The sequence below is a fragment of the Mesorhizobium sp. M1322 genome (assembly GCF_040318085.1).
Taxonomy (GTDB): domain Bacteria; phylum Pseudomonadota; class Alphaproteobacteria; order Rhizobiales; family Rhizobiaceae; genus Mesorhizobium.
This window is the reverse complement of record NZ_JAMYLP010000013.1, coordinates 72,562-93,335: the sequence shown is the minus strand read 5'-3', so window position 1 is coordinate 93,335 and position 20,774 is coordinate 72,562. Positions and strand designations below refer to the sequence as shown.

Here is a 20,774-nt window from a genome sequence, read left to right as displayed (position 1 = left end):
ATGCCCCGCAAACCGGGCCAATGTGGCTCGATTGCGGTTCAAAAAACGCCCCACGCGCCATCTGCGCCAAACTTCGGCTCCCGTGCAAAGCCCTCGAACCAGGAGACATTTCATGCCGATCTTGGCGGCGACCGCGGCGACCATCCGCGTGTGGTTGGACTCCACGCCGCCGATGGAGACAAGCGTATCGGCATCTGACGCGATCGCGTCGGGGATGATGTATTCGAGCTTGCGGAGCTTGTTCCCGCCGAACGCCAGACCGGAGTTGCAGTCCTCGCGTTTGGCGTAGGTTTCCACCTTGCCCCCCAGATGCTTGGAGAGGCGGTCGAGCTTCTCGATGGGGGTGGGTCCAAATGTGAGCAGGTAGCGTTCGAACTTTTCCAGCATTTTCTCTCCGGCAACACGCGATCGAGCTGAATTAGCCATTCACGATTCATTCTAGAGGCGTCTTTGATTTGACGTCGTCTGCGTTATCCGGCGCGAGAAGAGTCCCATTTCTATTTCCAGCGCCTCGTTTGTCATTGAGAGTTGCAACCGCACGCCGGCGTACTGCGAGAGGCTACCAATGCGTATGGGATTCAAGAACTGCATCTCCTGGATTGACTAGAACGACCGCATTGCGGTCACCATCGACTTTTCAAGCACAGTATTCCTTCTAATCTCTGCTCAATGTTTATGGTTGATCCAAAGTGGCACACCTGAGCACTGACCTTATCATGACGTCTCAAGGCAGCAGCAGCGATATGGCCAGCATTTGATCGCGCTGGAGCAAATCTGCGGATTCATTCGTCACCTCATCATGGTCTGGCGGCTCGGATTCAACTTCCTTGCAACTGTCGAAATGCTCAGGCCTTTGGCCAGCTCGGCTAACCCAGCCAGACTGCCAGATCAGAAAGAGCACGCTTGCGAAATACGCCAGCTGAAGGAGCAGCGAACAAGTCAGCGTCGTGATGACTACTGTGCCAATGGAATGAGAAGCGAAGTAGACAATCAGTGCGGTGCTGCACAGCACCAGGCCCAGGACGCGACAAAAGATTCTAAAGGGCAACGCCGTTCTCCTGGTTTTGTCTCCTCAGATCATGCTGCGACCTAGTCGGCCGCAACATGGGTCTGGCAGTTCTTTGGGCAGACGCGGCCGCAGGCTCTGCAGCCAATGCAGCGGCCGGCATGGTCGACGACCATAATCATGCGATTGAGCTCACCATCGAAGTCGTCGTCGTCCTCGCCGTCGCAGGCGCCGAGGATTTCACCCTTGTCATCGACGCCGTAAAGATGCATGACCTCGCGAGAGCAGACTTTGAAACAGCGGCCGCAGCCGATGCAGGTCGTGCCGTCTATAGCGGTGAGATATTCCGGCATCCATCCGGAGCCGTCGCGGGTGGTGAATGTGCTCCTCATCGTAACTTCTTCATTGCAGCGAGCTCTCTCTTGGCACCATCCAACTCGGCAAAAACCGCGGACGTTTCCTTGGCAACGTCCTCTATCTCGGTCCATTTTCCCGGGAGATGCTCTGCAAGGTCGCGCAATTTCATCTTGGCGACTGCTGCGCGCAGCTGAAGCTTTCGGACTTTCTGGCCCGTCTCATCTAGCTTTGACATAGATCCTTCCTCGAAATCGGTTTCATCACGCCGGCGCCACACCGGGACCGGCTTCCGTGGCTGCGGTCGCATTGTCGATCAGTTTCGCACCGGCCTCAGTGAGATTCCGGAGCGTCTCGAAGCCGAACCGATGAACGTCTTGCCAGAATGACCAACTGCCCGGCCGTGGAAAGCATGCGGCCCCAAGTCCTCGTGAATTTCATCTCCATCATTGCCGATGTCATCAGGCCGGAGCGCTCCTCGATCGCGAGCCCGACGGCGGTTTAGAACATGTCGAGCCTCCACAGCACGTCAGGATCGGGATCGTCGATGACAGGCATCGCAGGGCGCTGTTTCTGGTGACGATGAAGTCGGCCAGCAGCGTGGCGTCCAATTTGCCTTCCCACGAGCCGTAGGAGTCTTGAGCACGGATCAGCCGCACGAGGCATCTGACAAAAGGCGTGGCAAGCGCCGCCTCGTCCTCGGCAGGGCTGATCGCGGTATCGGACATTTCGCCTTCTCCTCAGTTTCAGTCCTCTTCCTCGAAGCACGCTGCCTGTTTTCGGGGACGCCTACTTCGGGCACCCTTGCGCAGCCGACGCCCGGCTCGGGGCGGCCCAGTCCACGCAATTGATGTCCCCGTGGCCGACCTTGAACACCTCCTCGACTGCGAGGTCTTCCACGCGAACTCGCGTCGAACATTATTTCCGCCGCAATGCAGCCACAGGTCATGAAGATTCGAGCCTCGATCCTGCTGCAAACAATCGACCAAGTGCTGCATGGACCCTCCTTGCTGCGGCCACACCAGGGAAATGGACGAATTGGCCAGTAATCCATTTCGACCAATCAACCCTTTTTGTTTTTTCTCCTCGGCCGACCGCGCTTTGGCACCTTCGGGAAATTGTTTTGCGGAGCCGCAGAGAGAGCGCCGTAACAAACCTTCCCACCCCTGTAGTTGGAGAGGGCCTGCAGCAAATCCGGTAGAAGGTGCTCTTTCAATTCGTCCGGGACAGGCTCCGGACCGTCCAGCGACTGCAGTGCCAGTTCGACCAACTCGATCGCGCGATCGTTGTTGCCGTTCTCGTAAAAGTACCGGGCGACCGCGGGATAAGACCGGAACTTAGGGCTGTCGCCTTGCGGGGGATTCAGTGCCAGAATGTGTTCGGACAGCTCCTTGCCCATCGCGAAGCGCTCAGCAGGGGCAAGGCGCGAATGGTCATTGGCGGGATGGAAAAGTTGGTCTAGCGCCGAAACCATCCAGTCCTCGGAGTTTTTGTCGATCGCGTCGCGAACCAATTGGCGCATCACGGGCAAGCCGGTCCACATGTCTTGAATTTTGTGAAGCAACAGATGCGCATGGGCCAGGCGGAAATTGATGTCGTCCGGCATCAAAGCGATGCCCTCTTCGATCGCCCAGAGCGCCGTCTTCCAATCTTCTAACTTCACCGCCGCCCAGAATCTGTCATCGATCGGCTGCTTCAACGCTTGTTCGCGCGCCATGGGCTCGCTTATGGCGATCCGCTCCGTATCGGGGGCTTTAGCTTTATCGCTGATGCGCCAGCTGCCGTTGAGCACTTTCGGCAAAACCTCATCGAGTTGGCTGGGATGACCGATAAAGGCGATGTTGCCGTCTCGGTTGACCACGAACGAAGTCGGTATCCCTGCGGAAAAGCTGGGTTCCATCCAAAGCTTGTTCATTTCACCTCTGTGGTCGAACGCGATCCGATAGCTCAGATGCGAGCACTTTTCGGTCAACCACGCGTCCAACTTGGTGCGAGCCTCAACGGCCGCTGGAGCGTCTTCATTAGCCGCGACGCCGACGACCTCAAGTCGGCTGTCCCTGTATTTTTCCTGGAGCCGCATCAGATCGAGCATCTCCGCCATGCATAGCTCGCACCAAGTTGCCCAAAATTCGACGATATAGACTTTGCCGGGCTGGAAGTTCGCAAGGGGCTCGCCACGCAGCCAGTCCTCCACTTTGATCGAAGGAGCCGGTGACCCCAGCTGCACTACCATGTTGCTCTCCAAAGCTGTTGCCAAAGGCTGGGTGACCTTATGCGCGAGCTTGTTCCCCCTTTGAGACGGGGCACGAGGGTTCAAGGAAGGGAGAGCATCGCTCGTCTTGCGCATCTGCGTGCAGTCAGCCTTCACTCAGTGTTGCTGACTCTCAATTCGCAAAGGCCGTGCCAACGCGCTCAGCGGGCCGTAAGCCCATGAATCGCTAGAAAAAGCCTCCAAATGCCAAGATGGCCGGTTGTATTGAACGGGACGTGTTTTCTGCCGCTGTCAGGTTTTGGACAAGCATCACGCGCTTCGCGTCGGCAGAAAAGCGTGGCCCGGACGACTCAATATGCATTCGGGCCGAGGGACGAGGCCGATGGACATCATGACTGCGTTGGCTACCGCCACGCTCGTCATCATCGTCCGCTTCACGCCACCGGCTTGAGCGTCTTACCGTTCCGGTCCGGAGACGTAGCGATCTCGCCATTTGCGATTGCTAGGGGCCGCTCCATCCGAGCGCGGCCTGTGCCCCCTCGCCCGCCTTGCGATTGAATTCCTGGGCTGGCGACATGGGAGTTTTTCACGACGAAGCCGGTCCAGCTGTAGCTCGCCAATACCGCCATCCTCAGACCAATGATGATGTCGTGGCGAAAAAGGCCAGGATGAGTGCCGGCGCGTGCCGGCCGGTGAACTCTCCGAGTTCCTGCTTTGTGCCGATATTTTCTGTGTTCCCTTTGCTCACGCGCTGCAGGCACCGCTTGGTGCGAATGTGAGGATTGTCGGAATTTGACCAGCCCCAAAGATCGCTCGGGCGCCTCGCGGGTCGGGCCCGGACCGACTGCACCGCTGAAGATGCGGCCGTCCTCACCCCTAAACCCGGCTATCGTGCCAGACGGCGACAACGTGATTGATACGATCGATTTCTGCCGAACCCGGCAAGAGCCCCGACCGTCCCGAATCGAAGTTGAGGGGCGTCGGCCACGGCACGATCATCGCGTTGTTCAACTCCCGGGTGTAGCCAAGAGAGGTCGTGATACCGCCCATACGATGCCGCTACGGATCGGAACTCGGCCTGCCGCGCTGAACGACTCTCTTTGACCTGACGCCGACCTGCGAAGCCGTGATCTTCACTGCATTGAGGACTGCCCATATCTCTGCCCGGTGTTGGTCTCCGCGTTATGGAATCATCTCGGGCGAGCAGAACCCCGAACGCGAGACGTCCGCGATGTTCTCGGCGATGGCGCTTGCAGATTGGCTCCGAGGAGCTTCGCGAAACTGGGCGCGTTTGCGGCAATCTTTCTCCGACTTGGATCAGGATAGGTGATCCAGGGAAGTAGAGCTTCGAACAGCGTCGGTGCTGCTTTGGAATCCGTCAGCGAGCCAAAAACAACGGCAATGACGGCTTCCCAACTATCCATCTCGTCACGCCGCCGAAGAGTCGCTCACGTAGCCTGCGGTTGCCATAAGCGCCCATGACTATCATGTCGGCAGACGTGTCGATTGCGTGCTGCGCGAGCACCGCGGCTGCCGATTTTCCGGCGCTCGCCAGCAGGTCAACCGACACCCGAGCACCGTGCCGAGTGAGATAGGCAGCGATATCGGCTCCCGGCTCGGTACTGTTTCCGGTGCAGGTCGCCTCCGGATCGACTAGTGCGACACGAACTTCCTCAGCACCGGCTAGCAGATCCAGCGCTTCCCGAACCGAACGGGACGCCTCGACTCGCGAATCCCAGCCGACCAGCACGCGCCGTGGAGACAGAGTCGCCTCAGCGCCCTCCGGCACGACAAGGACCGGCCTTCCGGTGTCGAAGAGGCTGCCGTTGATAACAAGGGGACCGACGTTAATGTCGTTGAGAAGTGCGGGGCCGACGATTGTCAGGTCGTTGCAGAGCGCCCGCTGTCGCACCGCGTCACCGATGCTGGCCTGATCGCAGTTGGCAATATCGACATCATAGCACCGCCACGTGGCTCTCAGCAGTTTGTGAATTTCCCTGGATGTCGTTTCCAGTCTGGCCATGTCCTGTGAAAATCTCTCGATTTGGCTGTACCGTTTTTCCAGTGCGGCAATGGCGTGCGCGCGTTGTGTAGGCCACTCGGAGATGCCATCGCTTAGCGGCGGAGGCGACATAATGAGAGGCGGAGGCGACAAAATCAGGACGGACAAATGTGCGCCGACCTCGGCGCACAAGCTTGCAGCTGTCCTGACGTCCCGATCGGAGTGGTCAGCTCCCGCTACACTGAGCAGGCTTTTGAAGGCCATCTGGCTGCTCCCTCTGAGTATGTCGCGCCCGTAGCGCGTTTCGAAGCCGCAAGACCTGCCTTCCAACGAAGATGGAGAGTGGCACACCATCCGTTCGCTATTCAGTCGTCCGGCTTCTCGAGCGAGTAGCCGGCAGACCTGACAGTACGAATGACGCTACCTGGCGAGGCCGCCTTCAGCGCCTTTCTGATCCGGCTGATATGGACGTCGACAGTGCGTTCACCGATATGGATATTGTCCGGCCAGGCCGCGTCGATCAGCTCGTCTCGGCTGAAGACCTTGCCGGGAGCCTCAAGAAATTGCCGCAGCAGGTTGAATTCGAGAGGTCCGAGATGGATGTCGTGGCCATTACCTCGAACCCGGTGAGCATCGAGCTTCATCTCAAGGCTGCCGCAACAGAGCCAGCTGCGGTTTTTTATCCCGTTTGAACCCGGCTGTGGCAGCGCCAGCTTCGTGCGTAGACAGTCAAGCAGCTTGGCCGGCGCGAAGGGCCGCACAAAGCTCTCGTCAATACCTGCCTTCAAGAGATCGAGGTGCTGGTTCTCGGCGCCGGGCGCGATCAACGCAATGACGGGCAGGCGGCCGGTCCGGGGCTCCCCCTTGAGCCGGGCGCAGATTGTAGAGCCTGTCGCGCTAGCTGGCCCGCAGTCCAGCACTACCGCCTGGAGCTCCCGTTCATCGCCCAATGCAAGTGCTTCCTTCACCCCGCCTGCCGGCTCACTCGTAAAGCCGTCCACTCCCAGAATGTGGCTGAGGAACAGATACAACTCAGCATCTTGCGAACAGATCAGGACCAGTGGCTTCATCAGCGCTCCCCCAAGAACCAAATCGGCATCGACCGCCTCGGTTGAGTGGGCTGGCCATGGGATGTCCTCAAGGCCTGACATGATCCCTTGGCTCGAAAATCGGTTCCATCACGCCCGGGCCACCTCGGGATGAGCCTCAATGGCTGCGGTCGCATCGCCGGCCAGTTTGGTACCGGCCGCGGCGAGTTTCCAGAACGTCTCGAAGCCGAACCGGTGGACGTCGCGCAGGGTCTTCGACAGAACGACCAACCGCCCGGCCGTGAGAAGCACGCGCCCGAAGCCCTCATGGCTCATCTCCATCATCGGCGATGCCATCAGGCCGGAGCGCTCCTCGATCGCAAGCCCGACGGCGGTGTAAAACATCTCGAGCCTCCACAGCACGTCCGGATCGGGATCGCCGATGATCGGGATCGCACGGCGCTGTTCTCTGGTGATGATGAAGTCGCCTAGCAGCTCGGCGTCCGATTTGCCTTCCCAAGACCCGTGGGAATCATGAGCCCGGACCAGCCGCACGAGGCATTTGACGAACGGGGTGGCAAGGGCCGCCTCGTCTTCGGCGACAGCAGTGCTAACCACGGCGTCAGACATTCGCCCACTCCTCATTTCAGTCCTCGTCCTCGAAGGACGGTTTCTGTTCGGCGACACCTGCCTGCGCCAGCACCTTGCGCAGCCAAGGGGGAGGACACGTCCTGAGCATCATCTGCGTGCGCAACAGCACCTCTTGGACGGTTTGGGGCTGCGGCACTTTGATCGGATGAATTTTTGCCGAAACAACCTTGGCTGCCGAAGGTCCGCCGATCGCCAGACAAAACAGGAGATGACAGCCCTTCAGCGCCTCCACCTTCGGGGTGATGCGGTCATCGCTCTCAGTTCGGTGCTCCCCGCTCTCATCGGAAACGTCATCGAAGGCCACGGCCTCGACGAGATTCCACTCCTCGCGCGTCACGTCGTAGACAGCAAAGCGCCTGGCCGAACCGAAATGGGCGTTGAGGTTCTTCATGTCCTGCGTGGCGATCGCCACGCGCAATGCGCCGGCTTGGCGTTCCGGCGTCGGTGCGTGAACCTCGTCAGTGACGAGCGAGAGGCGACGAACGGAGCTCATCTGGCATTTCTCGTTTACGGAGTGGATCAAGCGCCCCGGGCGTCGGCGCGTGCCGGTTGGCTTCAAAAATGTTGGCGACCTCGAAGATCAGGTCGCGGGTCCCCTGGTAGAGGATTGTGAGCTTGTGCTGACTGCCGAGCCGGTCGAAGATCGGGAAGCCGACCCGCATGAGCGGAATGCCGAGGCGCTGCGCCGCCTGGCGGCCGTGGGAATGGGTGACGAGAAGATCAGCGCCGGCGCCAAGAGCTTCCAAATCGCCGAGATCGCCGATTTGAACCGACTGCGCCGGTACTTCCTCCAAAATTTTCGACATATCGGTCGTGGTGACCGCCGCCGCGATTTCGGAGCCCATTCCGATGAAGAAGCTCGCGAGTTGGTAGAGTTGGTCTGGTTCAGCAGCGATCGCAATTTTCTTGCCTCCAAAATGGAAATGTCCGTCGAGCAACGCGTCCTGCAACTGCGCCCGGCGACGGCGCACCCGAGCCGGCGCCGCCGCGCCCGAAACCGCGGACAGCAGCGAGACGAACCGGTCGGCGTCCTTCAATCCAGTCAGCGACCGGAACAGCACGTAAGGCACGCCTGTCAACCTCTGGAGCAGCTCGGCCGGGGGGCGCATATGCTCACCGATGACGATGCATTGCTCGGCCGTGCCAAGCTCGCGGATATCCTCGACGCTGGTGCCGCCATAGGTGGTCGTGACCCAGCGGTCGGGCACCGTACCGTCGAGCGAGCCGGAGACGTCCGGCAGAATCACGGGCTTCAGTCCAAAGCTTTCAACCATCTGACGCAAATGCTCGATATCAGCCACAGTGAGGTTCCAGCCAGGCAGGATCACGATCTTCTTCGACTGCCGCGCCTGCTCGCCGGGCCGCGTAATCCTTACGATCATCGCGGTGACAGCCTTGGCCCAGCCCTCTTCGATCGCGCCGTCGAAGTCCGGTGTGTTGGCTAGCACCACCTCCGTACCCGCGAGTTCTTCCGTGCGCTTCAGCCTGATATTGGCGATATCTCCTGCGCAGTCTTCGCCCCGGGTTTCCACCAGCGCCGTCGTGCAGACCCCGATCAGCGTTGGCTTTGTGCGGGCCTTGAGGTTGAGGATCGCCTCTTCCAGATGGTCTGCCCCGCCGAGGATCGTCGCCACCTCGTCCATCGCCGTTGTCTGCAAGGGAATGGCTTCCTTGAAATGCCGCACGAAGAGCACGAGCGCGAAGCTGGTGCAGCCTTGACTGCCGTGGAACAACGGCATCGCGCCGTCGACCCCAAGGAAGGCGAGGGCGGCACCCAACGGCTGCGATGACTTGAGCGGATTGACCGCCGCCGCTTTGGTCTGGGGAAGGATGCGGACCATCGCGTCCTCAACACTCGCCGAGATCGTCGGCCGTCGTGCCGGCGAATTCCTGGACAGCATGCAAGGTCGCGGTCTCGCTTTTCGTGCGCGGCAGTTCCTCCCTCATCTCAGGCCGGCAATCCCATGGTGCCGGCTCCCGCACCTGGCGCCAGATCGGGTTATGAATGGCGAGGTCGATCTGGCGTACGAGTTCCACCATGCCGTCATAGCCGGCATAAGGATGTTGGCGCTCCTGGTTGATATCGAGCCAGGGTGTCTTGGCCTTCAGCGCGATGAACTGCGTGCGCCCGCCCGACAGCATGATATCGGCCTTGTGCTCTGAGAGCATGGCGTAAAGCTCGCGCGGCGCCATCTGCTGGAACATGTGGTTGTCGTCCTTGAGGATCTGCTTGATGCGCTCCTTGTCTTCGAACGTCGACTTCTTGACAGAGGTGCCGACGATCTCGATGCCGATCTCCATCAGCGCATGGACGACCGACCAGGACTTCACACCGCCGGTGTTGAGCAGCACGCGCTTGCCTTCGAGCCTCGGCCGGTAGGCGGCGAGCTTCTTCCAGGCGATCGCCTTCTCCTCTGCAATCAATGCCTCGGTGCGGCCGAGGATCGCCGGATCGGCACCCTTCTTCACGAGCAGCTGAGATATCTTTCGGAGCGCTTCCGAGGTGTCGGTGATACCGTAGAAGGAGCCCTCGAAAAACGGGATGTCCCAGCGCTGCTCCATCTTGCGGGCGAGATTGATGAGCGCGGTCGAGCACACCATCATAGCCGCCCGGGCGCGGTGCGCGCAGGCAATGTCGAAGTAACGCGCGTCACCCGGAATGCAGGCGCGCACCCGGATCCCGAGCCGATCAAGGAGCGGTTTTACCAGCCAGAATTCGCCCGAGAGGTTGAATTCGCCAAGGATGTTGATGTCGTAAGGGCCGGCATCGTCGGGCTCCATCGTGCCGATGACATGATCGAGCAACGCCTCGCCGGCAAGCTTGTTGCCAAGATTCTTGGAGCCGACGAAGCCCGGCGCATTGACCGGCACCACCGGTAGGCCGAACTTTTCCGCCGCGCGCTTGCAGACGGCCTCGATGTCGTCGCCGATCAGCGCCGTAACACAGGTCGGATAGACGAAGATCGCCGGCGGCCCATACGCTTCCTTGATCTCGCGGATCGCTTTGAAAAGTTTCCGCTCGCCCTGCCCCATCACAACATCGAGTTCGGTGAGGTCGGTCGTGAAGCTTGTGCGCCACAGCGTTGGCCCGGACGAAGCCGTACCGCGGTTGTCCCAGGAATTGCCCTCGCAGGCGAGCGGCCCATGGACCAGGTGTGCGACGTCGGTAATCGGCTGCAGCACAATCTTGGCGCCATCGAAGGCACAGCCGCCGGCCGCCGCCCCGGGGGTCAGTGGCTTCGAACAGCCCTTTCTGCGCGCCTTGGCATCCTTGCCGCGGTTCTTTTCGCAGGCAGGCTCGTTGAAGACATCCTGGATTTTGCCTCTGAGCAAGGACATTGCGTCGGTCTCCAAAGTCCCTCGGGAAGACGACCGGCCAAAGCGTACCGTCACGCTTAGCGGGTGAGGTCATACGAATAGTCCGTCACGCCCGTCTCGCTCGTCTCGCGATCGAGCTTGTCGAAGATCTTGTCGAGGATCGTCGTCAGTACGCGCAGCCCGCCTTGGTAGCCCATCAGCGCAAACCGATGGTGATGGTGGCGATCGAAGATCGGAAACGTTAGCCGGATCAGCGGCGTGCCGGTGTCGCGCTCCAGATACTTGCCATATGAGTTGCCGATCAGCAGGTCCACCGGCTCGGTGAAGAGCAGCGAGCGCATCGCCCAGAGGTCCTTGCCCGCCCAGACTTGAGCATCGTTGCCGAAGGGCGATGATGCAAGCAGTTCCTTCAACTCGGCTTCCCATGCCGAGGTGCCGTTGGTGGCGAGGCAATGGGTCGGCTCGCCGCCCGTCTCCATGATGAAGCGGGCGATGGCGTAGACAAAGTCCGGATCGCCGTAGATGGCGTATTTCTTACCGTGCAGCCAGGATTGGCTGTCCGCCATGGCGTCAACAAGTCGGCCGCGCTCCAGGCGGATTGCCTCGGGGATTTGCTTGCCGGAAATCGCGGAGACCTCCACCAGGAAGTCATCGGTTGCCTGGACGCCGAGCGGGTAATGGAACGAGGCCGTCGCCTGCCCGACCTCTTCGCAATACTCCAGAGTTTTTCGGGTGTTGTAACGCTGTAACGAAAGTGTCGCCTCGGCGTTGAGTGCCTTCCTCACGTCTTCGATCTTCGTGCCGCCGTCGTACATGCGGTATTCGCCGTCCGACGGCGTGTCGAACTGATCAGAGGCGTCTTGGATGAAGGTATAGGACACGCCTATCATATCGAGCAGGCGCTTGAGCTCCCGGTTGTTGCCAACACAGAAGCCGTCGAAACCCGGAATGATGTTGATGGTTCCCTCTGCTTCGGTGCGCTCCTCGCCTTTCCAGAAATGCTCCAAAATTCCCTTGACCGTAACGTCATAGCCGTCGACATGGCTGCCGACGAAGGCCGGCGTGTGGGCGAAAGGCACGTCGAAGTCGCGCGGGACCGAGCCTTCGTCCTTGGCGTTCTCGATGAAGCTGTGCAGGTCGTCGCCAATGACCTCCGCCATACAAGTGGTCGAGACGGCAATCATCTTCGGGTCGTAGAGTTGGTACGTGTTGGCGAGCCCGTCGACCATGTTCTTCAGGCCGCCGAACACTGCCGCGTCCTCGGTCATCGAGGAGGAAACTGCCGAAGCAGGCTCCTTGAAATGGCGCGACAGGTGCGAGCGGTAATAGGCCACGCAGCCCTGGCTGCCGTGGACGAAGGACATGGTTCGCTCGAAACCCGCGGCCGCGAATACCGCGCCGAGCGGCTGGCAGGCCTTGGCGGGGTTCACGACAAGCGCTTCGCGAGCGAGGTTCTTTTCGCGGTATTCCCACGTCTTGGTGAATTCGCGTTGGTCGGTAACGACCTCGTCCGGGTGCGGACATTCGAAATTCAGCCTTTTCTCGGCGAGCATCTGCCTGTATTCCGGCTCGCGGAACAGGGGCGCGTGGTCGAGAACTTTTTCAGCCGACTGCGGCATGGATGGTTACCTCTTCTCCATCTGGCCGCGCCATACGGCGGCACAGGGACGTCGAAACGTTTCAGGTCTCCCGCGGACAAAGGGCCACAGGCGTTCAACGGCCTCCCGGCTTCCGGGAGGCCAGGTTTCATTCGGCTGCGATCGCCGCCGACGGCTCGGCTTTTTTCTTCCAGGGAGCGTCGTAGAGGTTCCAGACCGGGTTGTTGATGGCCAGATCCATGTCGCGGGCGAAGATGGCGAAGCCGTCGTAGCCGTGATACGGGCCGGAATAATCCCAGGAATGCATCTGACGGAACGGTATGCCCATCTTCTGGACCGGGTACTTTTCTTTGATGCCGGAGCCAACGAGATCAGGACGGATCCCCTCAATGAACTTCTCCAGCTCGTAACCAGTCACGTCGTCATAGATCAGCGTGCCCTTCTTCACGTAATGGCCGGTACGCTGATAGTCGTCGTTATGGCCAAATTCATAGCCAGTGCCGACGATCACCATGCCCAGATCCTCATATGCCGTGACGACGTGACGGGGGCGCAGCCCGCCGACATAGAGCATCACCGTCCTGCCTTCGAGGCGCGGCCGGTATTTGGCGATGACGGCATCGACCAGCGGCCGGTATTTGGCGATGACCGCCTCGGCCTTGGCCTCGATTTCCGGCCCGAAATGCTTGGCTATCTTGCGCAGAGAGGCTTCGGTCTGGGAGGGGCCGAAGAAATTATACTCCATCCAGTCGATGCCATACTTTTCCTCCATGTGCCGGCAGATGTAGTTCATCGACCTGTAGCAATGGATGAGATTGAGCTTGGCCTTCGGCGCGCGCTCTATTTCGGCCAGCGTAGCGTCGCCCGACCAGTTGCCGACCACGCGCAGGCCCATCTCCTCGAGCAGGATGCGCGAAGCCCAGGCGTCGCCGCCGATATTATAGTCGCCGATCACATTGACATCGTACGGGCCGGCCTCGAACTCGATGTCCTTCTTTTCGAAGACCCAGTCGCGGACCGCATCGTTGGCGATGTGGTGGCCGAGGGATTGCGATACGCCGCGGAAGCCCTCGCAGCGCACCGGCACGATCGTTTTTTCGTGCTCCTTGGCCTTGTTGCGGGACACAGCTTCGGTGTCGTCGCCAATCAGGCCGATCGGGCATTCGGATTGCACAGTCATGCCCTTGTTCAGCGGAAACAGTTCCTCGATCTCGTCGATGATCCGTTCCAGCTTCTTGTCCCCGCCGAAAACAATGTCCTTCTCCTGGAAATCGGAGGTGAACTGCATCGTGACGAACGTGTCGATGCCCGTCGTGCCGACGTAGTAGTTGCGGCGTTGAGACCAGGAATATTGCCCGCAGCCGACCGGGCCGTGCGAGATATGGACCATATCTTTGACTGGACCCCACACCACGCCCTTCGAGCCGGCATAGGCGCAGCCGCGAATCGTCATCACTCCGGGGATGGATTTGATGTTCGATTTGACCTCGCATTCGGAAAGGCCCTCGCTTTCCTCGCCAGCCTCGTCGCCGCTCTTTGCGACGCTGAGGTGCTTTTTGCGGCGCTTCGCCGCCTTGTCAGGATATTGCGACAGCACCTCCTCGATAAGCTTCGCATGGAGGGCGCCGTCATTCTCGTATTCCAGGCTCATGGGACCCCTTTCAAGGTTCAGGGTGACGCCTCACCAACGAGGCGCCGTTCTTTGAAAGGCGCGCCAGGTCAAGGCCGCGCCTCGTGTCGGCAGCGGTCGTTACTGTGCGGCCGCCTTCGCCGCTTCCTTGACCTGAAGCTCGGCAAGCATCTGCTCGTCCGTCTTCATGATGCCGAAGTCGAGCAGCATGTCCTCGAGCTCCTCCATGGTGATCGGGGTTGGGATGGTGCCCTGGCCCGAATTGGCATGGATCTTCTCGGCCAGCGCCCTGTATTCCCCGGCCTGCTTGGAGTCCGGCGCATACTGGATCACAGACATCTTCCTGAGCTCGGCGTGCTGGACGATGTTGTCGCGCGGCACGAAGTGGATGAGCTTGGAATTGAGCCTGGAAGCCAGCGCTTCGGCGAGGTCGAGCTCGCGATCGGTTTGGCGCTCGTTGCAGATCAGGCCGCCGAGCCGCACGCCGCCCGAATGGGCGTATTTCAGGATGCCTTTGGCGATGTTGTTGGCGGCATAGAGCGCCATCATCTCGCCGGACATGACGATATAGATTTCCTGGGCCTTGTTCTCGCGGATCGGCATCGCGAAACCGCCGCACACCACATCCCCGAGCACGTCGTAGGAGACATAGTCGACATCGTCGTAGGCACCGTTCTCCTCGAGGAAGTTGATCGAGGTGATCACGCCGCGGCCGGCGCAGCCGACACCCGGCTCAGGGCCGCCCGACTCCACGCATTTGATGCCTTTGTAGCCGACCTTGAGCACGTCCGCGAGTTCCAGGTCTTCCACCGAACCTTCCTGAGCCGCGAGGTGCAGGACCGTATCCTGCGCCTTCGCGTTCAGGATCAGGCGGGTGGAGTCGGCTTTGGGGTCGCAGCCGACGATAAGGATTCTCTGCCCGAGGTCGACAAGGGCGGCGAGCGTATTTTGGGAGGTGGTGGACTTGCCGATGCCGCCCTTGCCGTAAAAGGCGATCTGACGCAAACCTGACATGTAGCTTTCCTTCCTTCGTTCCATTCATCGCGGCTGCCGCGACATGAATGCCGGTCGGGCAGCTGTCGCCGCCTCGCACCCAAGGATCTCAAGAGTCGTGCCAATTTGGCTGATGGAACCGAAGAATAATTTCATGGTTGCTTTTCAGGGATTTAGCTTGAGGCCAAAGAAAGGATCGTCGGTACAAGCCGTGTAGCGGACCCGACAATGGGGACATAAAGCGTCGGATCTCGATCCTCAGTCAGCGCATTCGTTCGAACCGCATCGTTGTGTTGAGGTGAGCGAACAGCTTCTCGACCCTCTAACGTTAATTGCGGGATGGGCGAGCTCTTCTGTTCCGGCGAGCTGACGTGCTTGGTCTCGCGTATCCTCATCGACACTGCGCGGAGTCTTGCGCGCCACGCTGGCATACCATCGATCCACGGCCATCCATCCGGGGCCGCGGGCGATAATTCCGCCATATCACCAACTCAAGGGAGCTCGGCTCACTTATCGGCGCAGGACTTCAGTATCGGCGTCATCGCCTTCACATGTTCGTCGATCCGCTCGAGCACTTTCGCCGCGACAACGTCGCGCTCAGGCAGATGCCACCAGTGCTCGTTGACGAGTTCGACGGTCTCGACCACTGCCTTCAGGACTGCCGGCTCCGGAAGCCTTGCACGGTTCGCAAATGCTTTCCATCGCTGTGCTGTTAGCGCCTTGAACGAGCGCTCCCCTCCAAGGGACAGCGCCATGGCGTCGGCGGGAATATATGGCACGGTCGACAGGACGTCGTAGATTGGTGCAAGCACCGGCTTGTCGCCGTTGCCGGGATAAATCAAAGACCAGTTCTTGAGGTGCATGTCGCCATTGCCAGTGATGACCGTCAGCGCCAGGCGGCGGACGAATTCGAGAGCCGCCGTAGGGGAGACGGCCACGCCAAGGGCCAAGGCTATGTCGTGATAAGCGGCCCCCTCATATTTGCGCGAGGGATAGACACCGAAGACCTGAGCGAAATCCTCGATGTGAATCCTCTCCCCCTCAGCGCCGCGATCGAAGCGTTTGACGAGAAGGACCTTGCCCTCTGACAGCGTATTGAATTCCTCGGGAATATCCTCGAAATCGGACTTCTCGACAAGTTCGCGTTCAGGCACCTCCATGCCGATCGCTGCAGCCAACGCCAGGTTGGCGAATTCATTTTCGGAAACGCCCGGAAACGCCGTCGAAGGGAACTTGGCGACGTACCGGCCCTGCTCGTCGTCCATCGGCAAGGTAAGGCCACCGCCTTTTCCAGTGTTCTTCATGACCGACAGCTTCATCTGCACGCCGGCAAGTGAGAACCGTGCCTTGGGCTTATCCTTTGAAGCATCCTGCGAAACCGCTATCGCGCCGTCACTGGGCAACGCCCGTACGGCTCCCGGCAGATCGGCGCCCAGCGCCGCTAAAAGATCGAAATCATTGCCTGGCCGCACATTGCCTTCGTGGTGCTTTTCCATCGCCTCGCGCAATTTCTCCTCCGGTAGGAGGTTCGCGAAGAAAGCGGGCAAGGCGCCCGCCAGAGGCTTCGGATCTTTCCGCAATCCTCCCGTCGCTGCCCGGAACGACAGGCTGAAAACCGGAAAGCCGCCCGTCGCGCGGTAGGCCTCATCGAAGTTGAATGCATTGAAATCGCCCGGCGTCCTAACGATTGTGCCGATCTTCATTGCGTTCAAGAGCACGTCCAGCGACGGGATCGTCTTAGGTGCGCGAAAGACTGAAGCCATGATCGTCATCGTCAGGTTGAGAAACAAAGGCGGGGCTATCGTCATCATCATGCGGACGCAATAGAGCCTGGACAGCCGGCACCATGACTTGCGGAACCAGCATCATTTCCAGACCGAGCGCGCGAGCGATATTCATGAGCGTCGTCGCACGCGCCGCTGCGGCTCCCTTTTCGATGTCGCGATAGCGGGGACGGGATATACCCGCCAAATCAGCGACCTGCTCCTGCGTTAGGCCAGCGGCCAGCCTCGCCTGCCTGAAAAGCCCACCGATTTCGCGGAGAATTTCCGACTCAGAGTCGATCATGATACCTATACGATCTTTTCCAATGCGCGATGATACGCAAAGGTATCTCATCCAGCGAGCAAGTCAAAACTTTTATGATCTGTTCGCGTATCATATATGAAGATAATGATATGCAAAGAGATCAATTCTTCATTCGAGGATCTCCCAGGCTTTAGCGCCGCACAAGCGAACGGCGTTCCTCCGAGAACAGCTGCTATGGCCACCGCCACTTCAGCGAATGGCTAGTTTAACCTCAGCGCCGATGCGCCCGACGCTGGCCCTATGAATGCGAAAGAGACGCGACCCCGGCATCAACCGGCGGGCAGATGTGCCGAGGGCAACAAGCGCGCCTGACGCAACGACGCCAGATCAGCCGAGCCGGTGCAGAAGCAGGCGACGGCCAACTGGCGGATGACGATCTCGAAATGCGCGACAACCGCCTCGGTGGATACCGTAGCCGCGCGCAGCACGCCGGCCGCCTGCCCGGCGATGTCCGCGCCCAGGCGGATGGCCTTGGCCACGTCGACGCCGTCGCGGATCCCGCCCGACGCGATCAGCTTCACTGTTGGCAGCGCCCGACGTACCGCCTGACGCTGGCGGGGGTCGGAATCCCCCAATCGGCGAACGCCATCGCCACTGCACGGTCGGCGGCATCGCGGGCGCGCTCGCCCTCCACCGCGGCCCAACTGGTGCCGCCCGCGGCGGCGCGCTCGCTCACCGCCCCGCCCGCCTCGCCTAGCGCACAGGCCACCGAGGCGGACAGGCCCGAGCCCACTTCCTTCGCCACGACCGGCACGCCCACGCTGCGTGCGGCGCGAGCGATCTGCGCCAGGACGCCGCGCCAGTCGCGGTCGCCCTCCGGCTGTACCGCTTCCTGCAGCGGATTGAGATGGACGATGAGTCCATCGGCTTCCAGCGCATCCACCGCCCGGCGCGCCAAGTCCAGGCCGTCAGCCTCGCGCAGTTGCGCGGCGCCGACATTGGCCAGCAAGGGAATGTCTGGGGCCAGGCGGCGCAGCGCGCGCGTCAGCCCCTGGGAGTTGCGGGATTGCAGGCTCACGCGCTGCGAACCGACGCACATTGCGATCCCCAAGGCTTGCGCTGCCTCGCTCAGATGCCGGTTGATGGCCTCGGCGCGTGGCATGCCGCCGGTCATGGAGCTGATCAGCAGCGGCGCGCCCATGGTCTTGCCCAGCAGCGAGGCGCGCAGGTCGATCTGCGTCAGGTCCAACTCGGGCAATGCGCAGTGTTCGAAACGGATGTACTGCCAGCCGGCGGCGGCCTTGGCCAGCGCCGTTCGCCGATCCAGCACGATGTCCAGGTGGTCGTCCTTGCGCCGGCTCAGGTTGGTGTCGCTCATGCTCGCTCCATCCGTCGCGTCGGGCGACGGCGTTGCGTCGGATCGGACCGACGGCAGCGCGCGCACGCCGCCGCCTCCCCCGCGTTCAGGCCGGCGCACGCTGGCCTCCCCCCGCAGCGTCGCTGCGGTAGCGGCTGGTTGAGGTCTGGTAGTACTGCGCGCGGATTGCCACCATGGCCTCGATCAACGGTCCCCACGGCGCGGGAAAGCGTTCTTCCGCCATCACCCGGTGCAGCATGCGCGTATGGCCGGCCAGCTCGTCGTTGAGGAACTCCACCACAGGCATAGCCGGATAGCGCTGCAGCAGCAGGATCGCCGCGTTGTCGGCCTCGCTGGCCGACCTGTCCTTGTCGCGTCCATGTAGATCGTTCTGCAGGCGCCCTATCGCCGAGATGAGCCGCAGGACCTGGCGAAACGCCGGACGCGCGCGCAAGGTCGCCATGTCCAGCCCCCACAGCAACGACAGACAACAGAACACGTTCGTGTAGGCGATCGAATCGATGCCGTTGTGCAGGTACTCGGCGTAGGACCAGCGTTCCGCCCCTGCCGCCTGCGCGTGTCCGGCGCGCAGCGCTGCGCAGTAGCACAGGGTATCGTCGAGAAGCTGAGCATAGTCGCGACGATCGTAGGCGAGCGCGGCCAGCGAAGCGCGCAGCACAGCGCAGCCCCCGAATCCGGGGAGCGCGCACGGCCCGCCCTGCCCCAGCGCCTGCTCCACGGCGGCGAGCTGCTCCGGCCCGATCAGGCCAAGGTCGTTGCAATCGTCGAGCCAGAACAGCAGCGCCAGTTCGCGATAGAACGCCACGATCAGCGTTTCGTCCTGCGGATCGCGGCCGGTGCGGGCGCTGGTGTCGCGCAGGCCCGGGTGGATGCGCTGCAGGATGTACTGGCCGCCCCTGACCGCTTCCACGGCATGCTCGTCGGCGAACCCGGTCAGGGAACGCCCCCACTCCAGCACCTGCTGCAGCGCGCGTTCGGTCTGGATCATGGCGCCGCTCCTGCTCCCTCGGCCAGGACGCGCCGCCCCCAACGAAGCGCCAGCCACAACCCGGCGAGTTCGGCCACGCGCACCACCCGGGTGGGGCAATACAGTTCCTTGCCGATCCACAGCGGCTTCTGCGGCAATGCATGCGCCGCATGGCGGGCGAGCATCCACTTCAGCGCACGCGCCACCGCCTGCGCGATGCGCCGGCGCCGTGTCGGCTCTTCGCTCCCGTCCATCACGTGCAACGCGAACAGCGCATAGGCGGTTTCCTCGAATGTGGACGCGCGACCGGCGCCCCAGCCGCCGTCGCCGCGCTGCGCCTGCAGCAGCGCCGCCAGCGCGCGCTCGTCGCGCCACTGGGGCTTGCCTTGCGCCAGCGCAGCGACCGCATGCGCGGTGGGATACAGCCATGAAACGTGCCATTTCTCGTTGTCCCATAGACCATGCGGGTTGCGATTGGCCTCGACGTAGGCGCTGGTGCCGTCGGCGGGCTTTCCCAACATTCGCAATGCATGCAGGGCATGGATGTTGGTCGATACCGAGGCATTGCGCTCGCCGGGGAAGGTGACGAACAGCTCGCCGATTTCAAAATGGCGCAACGCAACGACCGCCGGGTCACGGCCTGCGACGCGCAGGACGCACAACGCAACGGCGGTGTCGTCCGCATCGGCCGCGAAGTGCACGGCCGGGCCCAGACCGCGCACGCCCAGGCGGGCGTCGAGCTGCGCAACGATCACTTGCACCGCCTCGGCGAGCGCGGGATGCGCGAACAGACCGGCCAGATGCAGGGTGTACAGCGACCAGCATGGCTCGAACACATTGATCGGCCAGACGTTGGGAACGACACCTTCGATGCCGCTGCGCGTCGCCCGCGATGCCGCCTGCAGATACGCGTCGGCGCGCCCGACCTGCGGCGTGCTCCCCTGTGTCACGGCGTGCGCACGCCACGCGGCGGTGGCCGCCGGACTGATGCCGATGCTGCCGTCGTCATCCGGGCATGCGGTGGTCGGCGACGTCCCCCCGGCGTCCCACGAGTGCAGCAACGGATGGCCGCTCGGCAACGTCGCCACCGCCCCCAGCTTGACCAGGCACGCTTGCCGCAACGGCAACAGCGCCGGGTGGCGCGGAAACGCCACGTCGCCCAGCAAGGATGCGGCCTCGCCGGATAGCTGCGGCAGGATCAGCTCCGCGGCGATCGGCGCGTCTTCCGGCACCGCATGCGCGTAGGGATCGGGCTGGCGCTCGATGAACCGGGTTGCAGCCTGGACTGCGTCGGCAGCGCCGGGAACAGGATCGGCACGCCGCAATGCCAGCAACGCCGCCCACGTGGGCGCATGGCGGAACAGCGGGAAGTCCGCACTTCCCCATCCGCCATCGGCCTGTTGCTGCGCGATGAGCCACGCGTATGCGTCCTGCCGACCGGTGACGTTGCCGTGGAACTGCAGAGCTCGCGCCGTGTCGTAGACGGACGGACCGACGCTGCCGCCGTCGCTCATCTCGCTCAGCAGGTGGCGCAATTCGGAAAGGATCTGTTCGGACAGCGCTTTCACGCGGGATGTTCCTTCTGCAGACGGTTGACGAGGACCAGGAT

At 61.6% G+C, this 20,774-nt stretch carries 18 protein-coding genes and 2 pseudogenes; all 20 read right to left on the bottom strand.

Annotated features, from left to right (window positions below):
• Positions 1–387: pyridoxal-phosphate dependent enzyme (locus NKH12_RS07915; protein WP_352952601.1), on the bottom strand; the 387-nt coding region annotated here is incomplete at its 3' end.
• Positions 388–724: 337 nt separating this feature from the next.
• Positions 725–1,048 (bottom strand): exopolysaccharide production repressor protein, encoded by a 324-nt coding sequence (locus tag NKH12_RS07910; RefSeq protein ID WP_352952600.1) that lies wholly within the window; start codon positions 1,046–1,048, stop codon positions 725–727.
• A 41-nt stretch (positions 1,049–1,089) separates the two neighbouring features.
• Positions 1,090–1,398: a ferredoxin III, nif-specific gene (gene fdxB, locus NKH12_RS07905; protein WP_352952599.1), complete on the bottom strand. Its 309-nt coding sequence runs from the start codon at positions 1,396–1,398 to the stop codon at positions 1,090–1,092.
• Positions 1,395–1,598: a CCE_0567 family metalloprotein gene (locus NKH12_RS07900; RefSeq protein WP_352952598.1), complete on the bottom strand. Its 204-nt coding sequence runs from the start codon at positions 1,596–1,598 to the stop codon at positions 1,395–1,397. The genes fdxB and NKH12_RS07900 overlap by 4 nt, the downstream gene beginning before the upstream one ends.
• A 25-nt stretch (positions 1,599–1,623) precedes the next feature.
• Positions 1,624–2,088 (bottom strand): annotated as a pseudogene (locus NKH12_RS07895) (NifX-associated nitrogen fixation protein).
• Positions 2,089–2,423: 335 nt separating this feature from the next.
• Positions 2,424–3,593 carry a TlpA disulfide reductase family protein gene (locus NKH12_RS07890; RefSeq protein ID WP_352952597.1) on the bottom strand — a complete coding sequence of 390 codons (1,170 nt, stop codon included), beginning with the start codon at positions 3,591–3,593 and terminating at the stop codon, positions 2,424–2,426.
• Positions 3,594–4,950: 1,357 nt separating this feature from the next.
• Positions 4,951–5,838, bottom strand: a complete 888-nt coding sequence (locus NKH12_RS07885) for a universal stress protein (RefSeq protein ID WP_352952596.1) — start codon at positions 5,836–5,838, stop codon at positions 4,951–4,953.
• 101 nt (positions 5,839–5,939) lie between these two features.
• Entirely contained in the window at positions 5,940–6,644 is a 705-nt protein-coding gene (locus NKH12_RS07880) for a response regulator transcription factor (protein WP_352952595.1), read from the bottom strand.
• Positions 6,645–6,752: 108 nt separating this feature from the next.
• Positions 6,753–7,232 carry a NifX-associated nitrogen fixation protein gene (locus NKH12_RS07875; protein ID WP_352952594.1) on the bottom strand — a complete coding sequence of 160 codons (480 nt, stop codon included), beginning with the start codon at positions 7,230–7,232 and terminating at the stop codon, positions 6,753–6,755.
• 16 nt (positions 7,233–7,248) lie between these two features.
• Positions 7,249–7,746, bottom strand: coding sequence for a nitrogen fixation protein NifX (nifX, locus tag NKH12_RS07870; RefSeq protein ID WP_352952593.1), 498 nt, complete (start codon positions 7,744–7,746; stop codon positions 7,249–7,251).
• The gene (gene nifN, locus NKH12_RS07865; RefSeq protein WP_352952592.1) at positions 7,712–9,094 is read right to left on the bottom strand and encodes a nitrogenase iron-molybdenum cofactor biosynthesis protein NifN; all 1,383 of its coding nucleotides are present in this window, start codon (positions 9,092–9,094) and stop codon (positions 7,712–7,714) included. The genes nifX and nifN overlap by 35 nt, the downstream gene beginning before the upstream one ends.
• Positions 9,095–9,101: 7 nt before the next feature.
• Positions 9,102–10,592 (bottom strand): nitrogenase iron-molybdenum cofactor biosynthesis protein NifE, encoded by a 1,491-nt coding sequence (gene nifE / locus NKH12_RS07860; RefSeq protein ID WP_352952591.1) that lies wholly within the window; start codon positions 10,590–10,592, stop codon positions 9,102–9,104.
• Between the two features lie 56 nt (positions 10,593–10,648).
• Entirely contained in the window at positions 10,649–12,190 is a 1,542-nt protein-coding gene (gene nifK / locus NKH12_RS07855) for a nitrogenase molybdenum-iron protein subunit beta (protein WP_352952590.1), read from the bottom strand.
• A gap of 127 nt (positions 12,191–12,317) precedes the next feature.
• A complete protein-coding gene (gene nifD, locus NKH12_RS07850) occupies positions 12,318–13,820 on the bottom strand; it encodes a nitrogenase molybdenum-iron protein alpha chain (protein ID WP_352952589.1) in 1,503 nt (500 codons plus the stop codon).
• A gap of 99 nt (positions 13,821–13,919) precedes the next feature.
• Positions 13,920–14,813, bottom strand: coding sequence for a nitrogenase iron protein (nifH, locus tag NKH12_RS07845; RefSeq protein WP_352952588.1), 894 nt, complete (start codon positions 14,811–14,813; stop codon positions 13,920–13,922).
• Between the two features lie 485 nt (positions 14,814–15,298).
• Positions 15,299–16,555, bottom strand: coding sequence for a type II toxin-antitoxin system HipA family toxin (locus tag NKH12_RS07840; RefSeq protein WP_352952587.1), 1,257 nt, complete (start codon positions 16,553–16,555; stop codon positions 15,299–15,301).
• A complete protein-coding gene (locus NKH12_RS07835; RefSeq protein WP_352952586.1) occupies positions 16,530–16,859 on the bottom strand; it encodes a helix-turn-helix domain-containing protein in 330 nt (109 codons plus the stop codon). The genes NKH12_RS07840 and NKH12_RS07835 overlap by 26 nt, the downstream gene beginning before the upstream one ends.
• Positions 16,860–17,149: 290 nt before the next feature.
• Positions 17,150–18,198, bottom strand: a pseudogene (fni, locus tag NKH12_RS07830) (type 2 isopentenyl-diphosphate Delta-isomerase).
• Between the two features lie 85 nt (positions 18,199–18,283).
• On the bottom strand, positions 18,284–19,186 hold the full coding sequence (locus tag NKH12_RS07825; RefSeq protein ID WP_352952585.1) for a terpene synthase family protein: 903 nt from the start codon (positions 19,184–19,186) through the stop codon (positions 18,284–18,286).
• Entirely contained in the window at positions 19,183–20,733 is a 1,551-nt protein-coding gene (locus tag NKH12_RS07820) for a hypothetical protein (RefSeq protein WP_352952584.1), read from the bottom strand. The genes NKH12_RS07825 and NKH12_RS07820 overlap by 4 nt, the downstream gene beginning before the upstream one ends.
• Between the last annotated feature and the right edge of the window lie 41 nt (positions 20,734–20,774).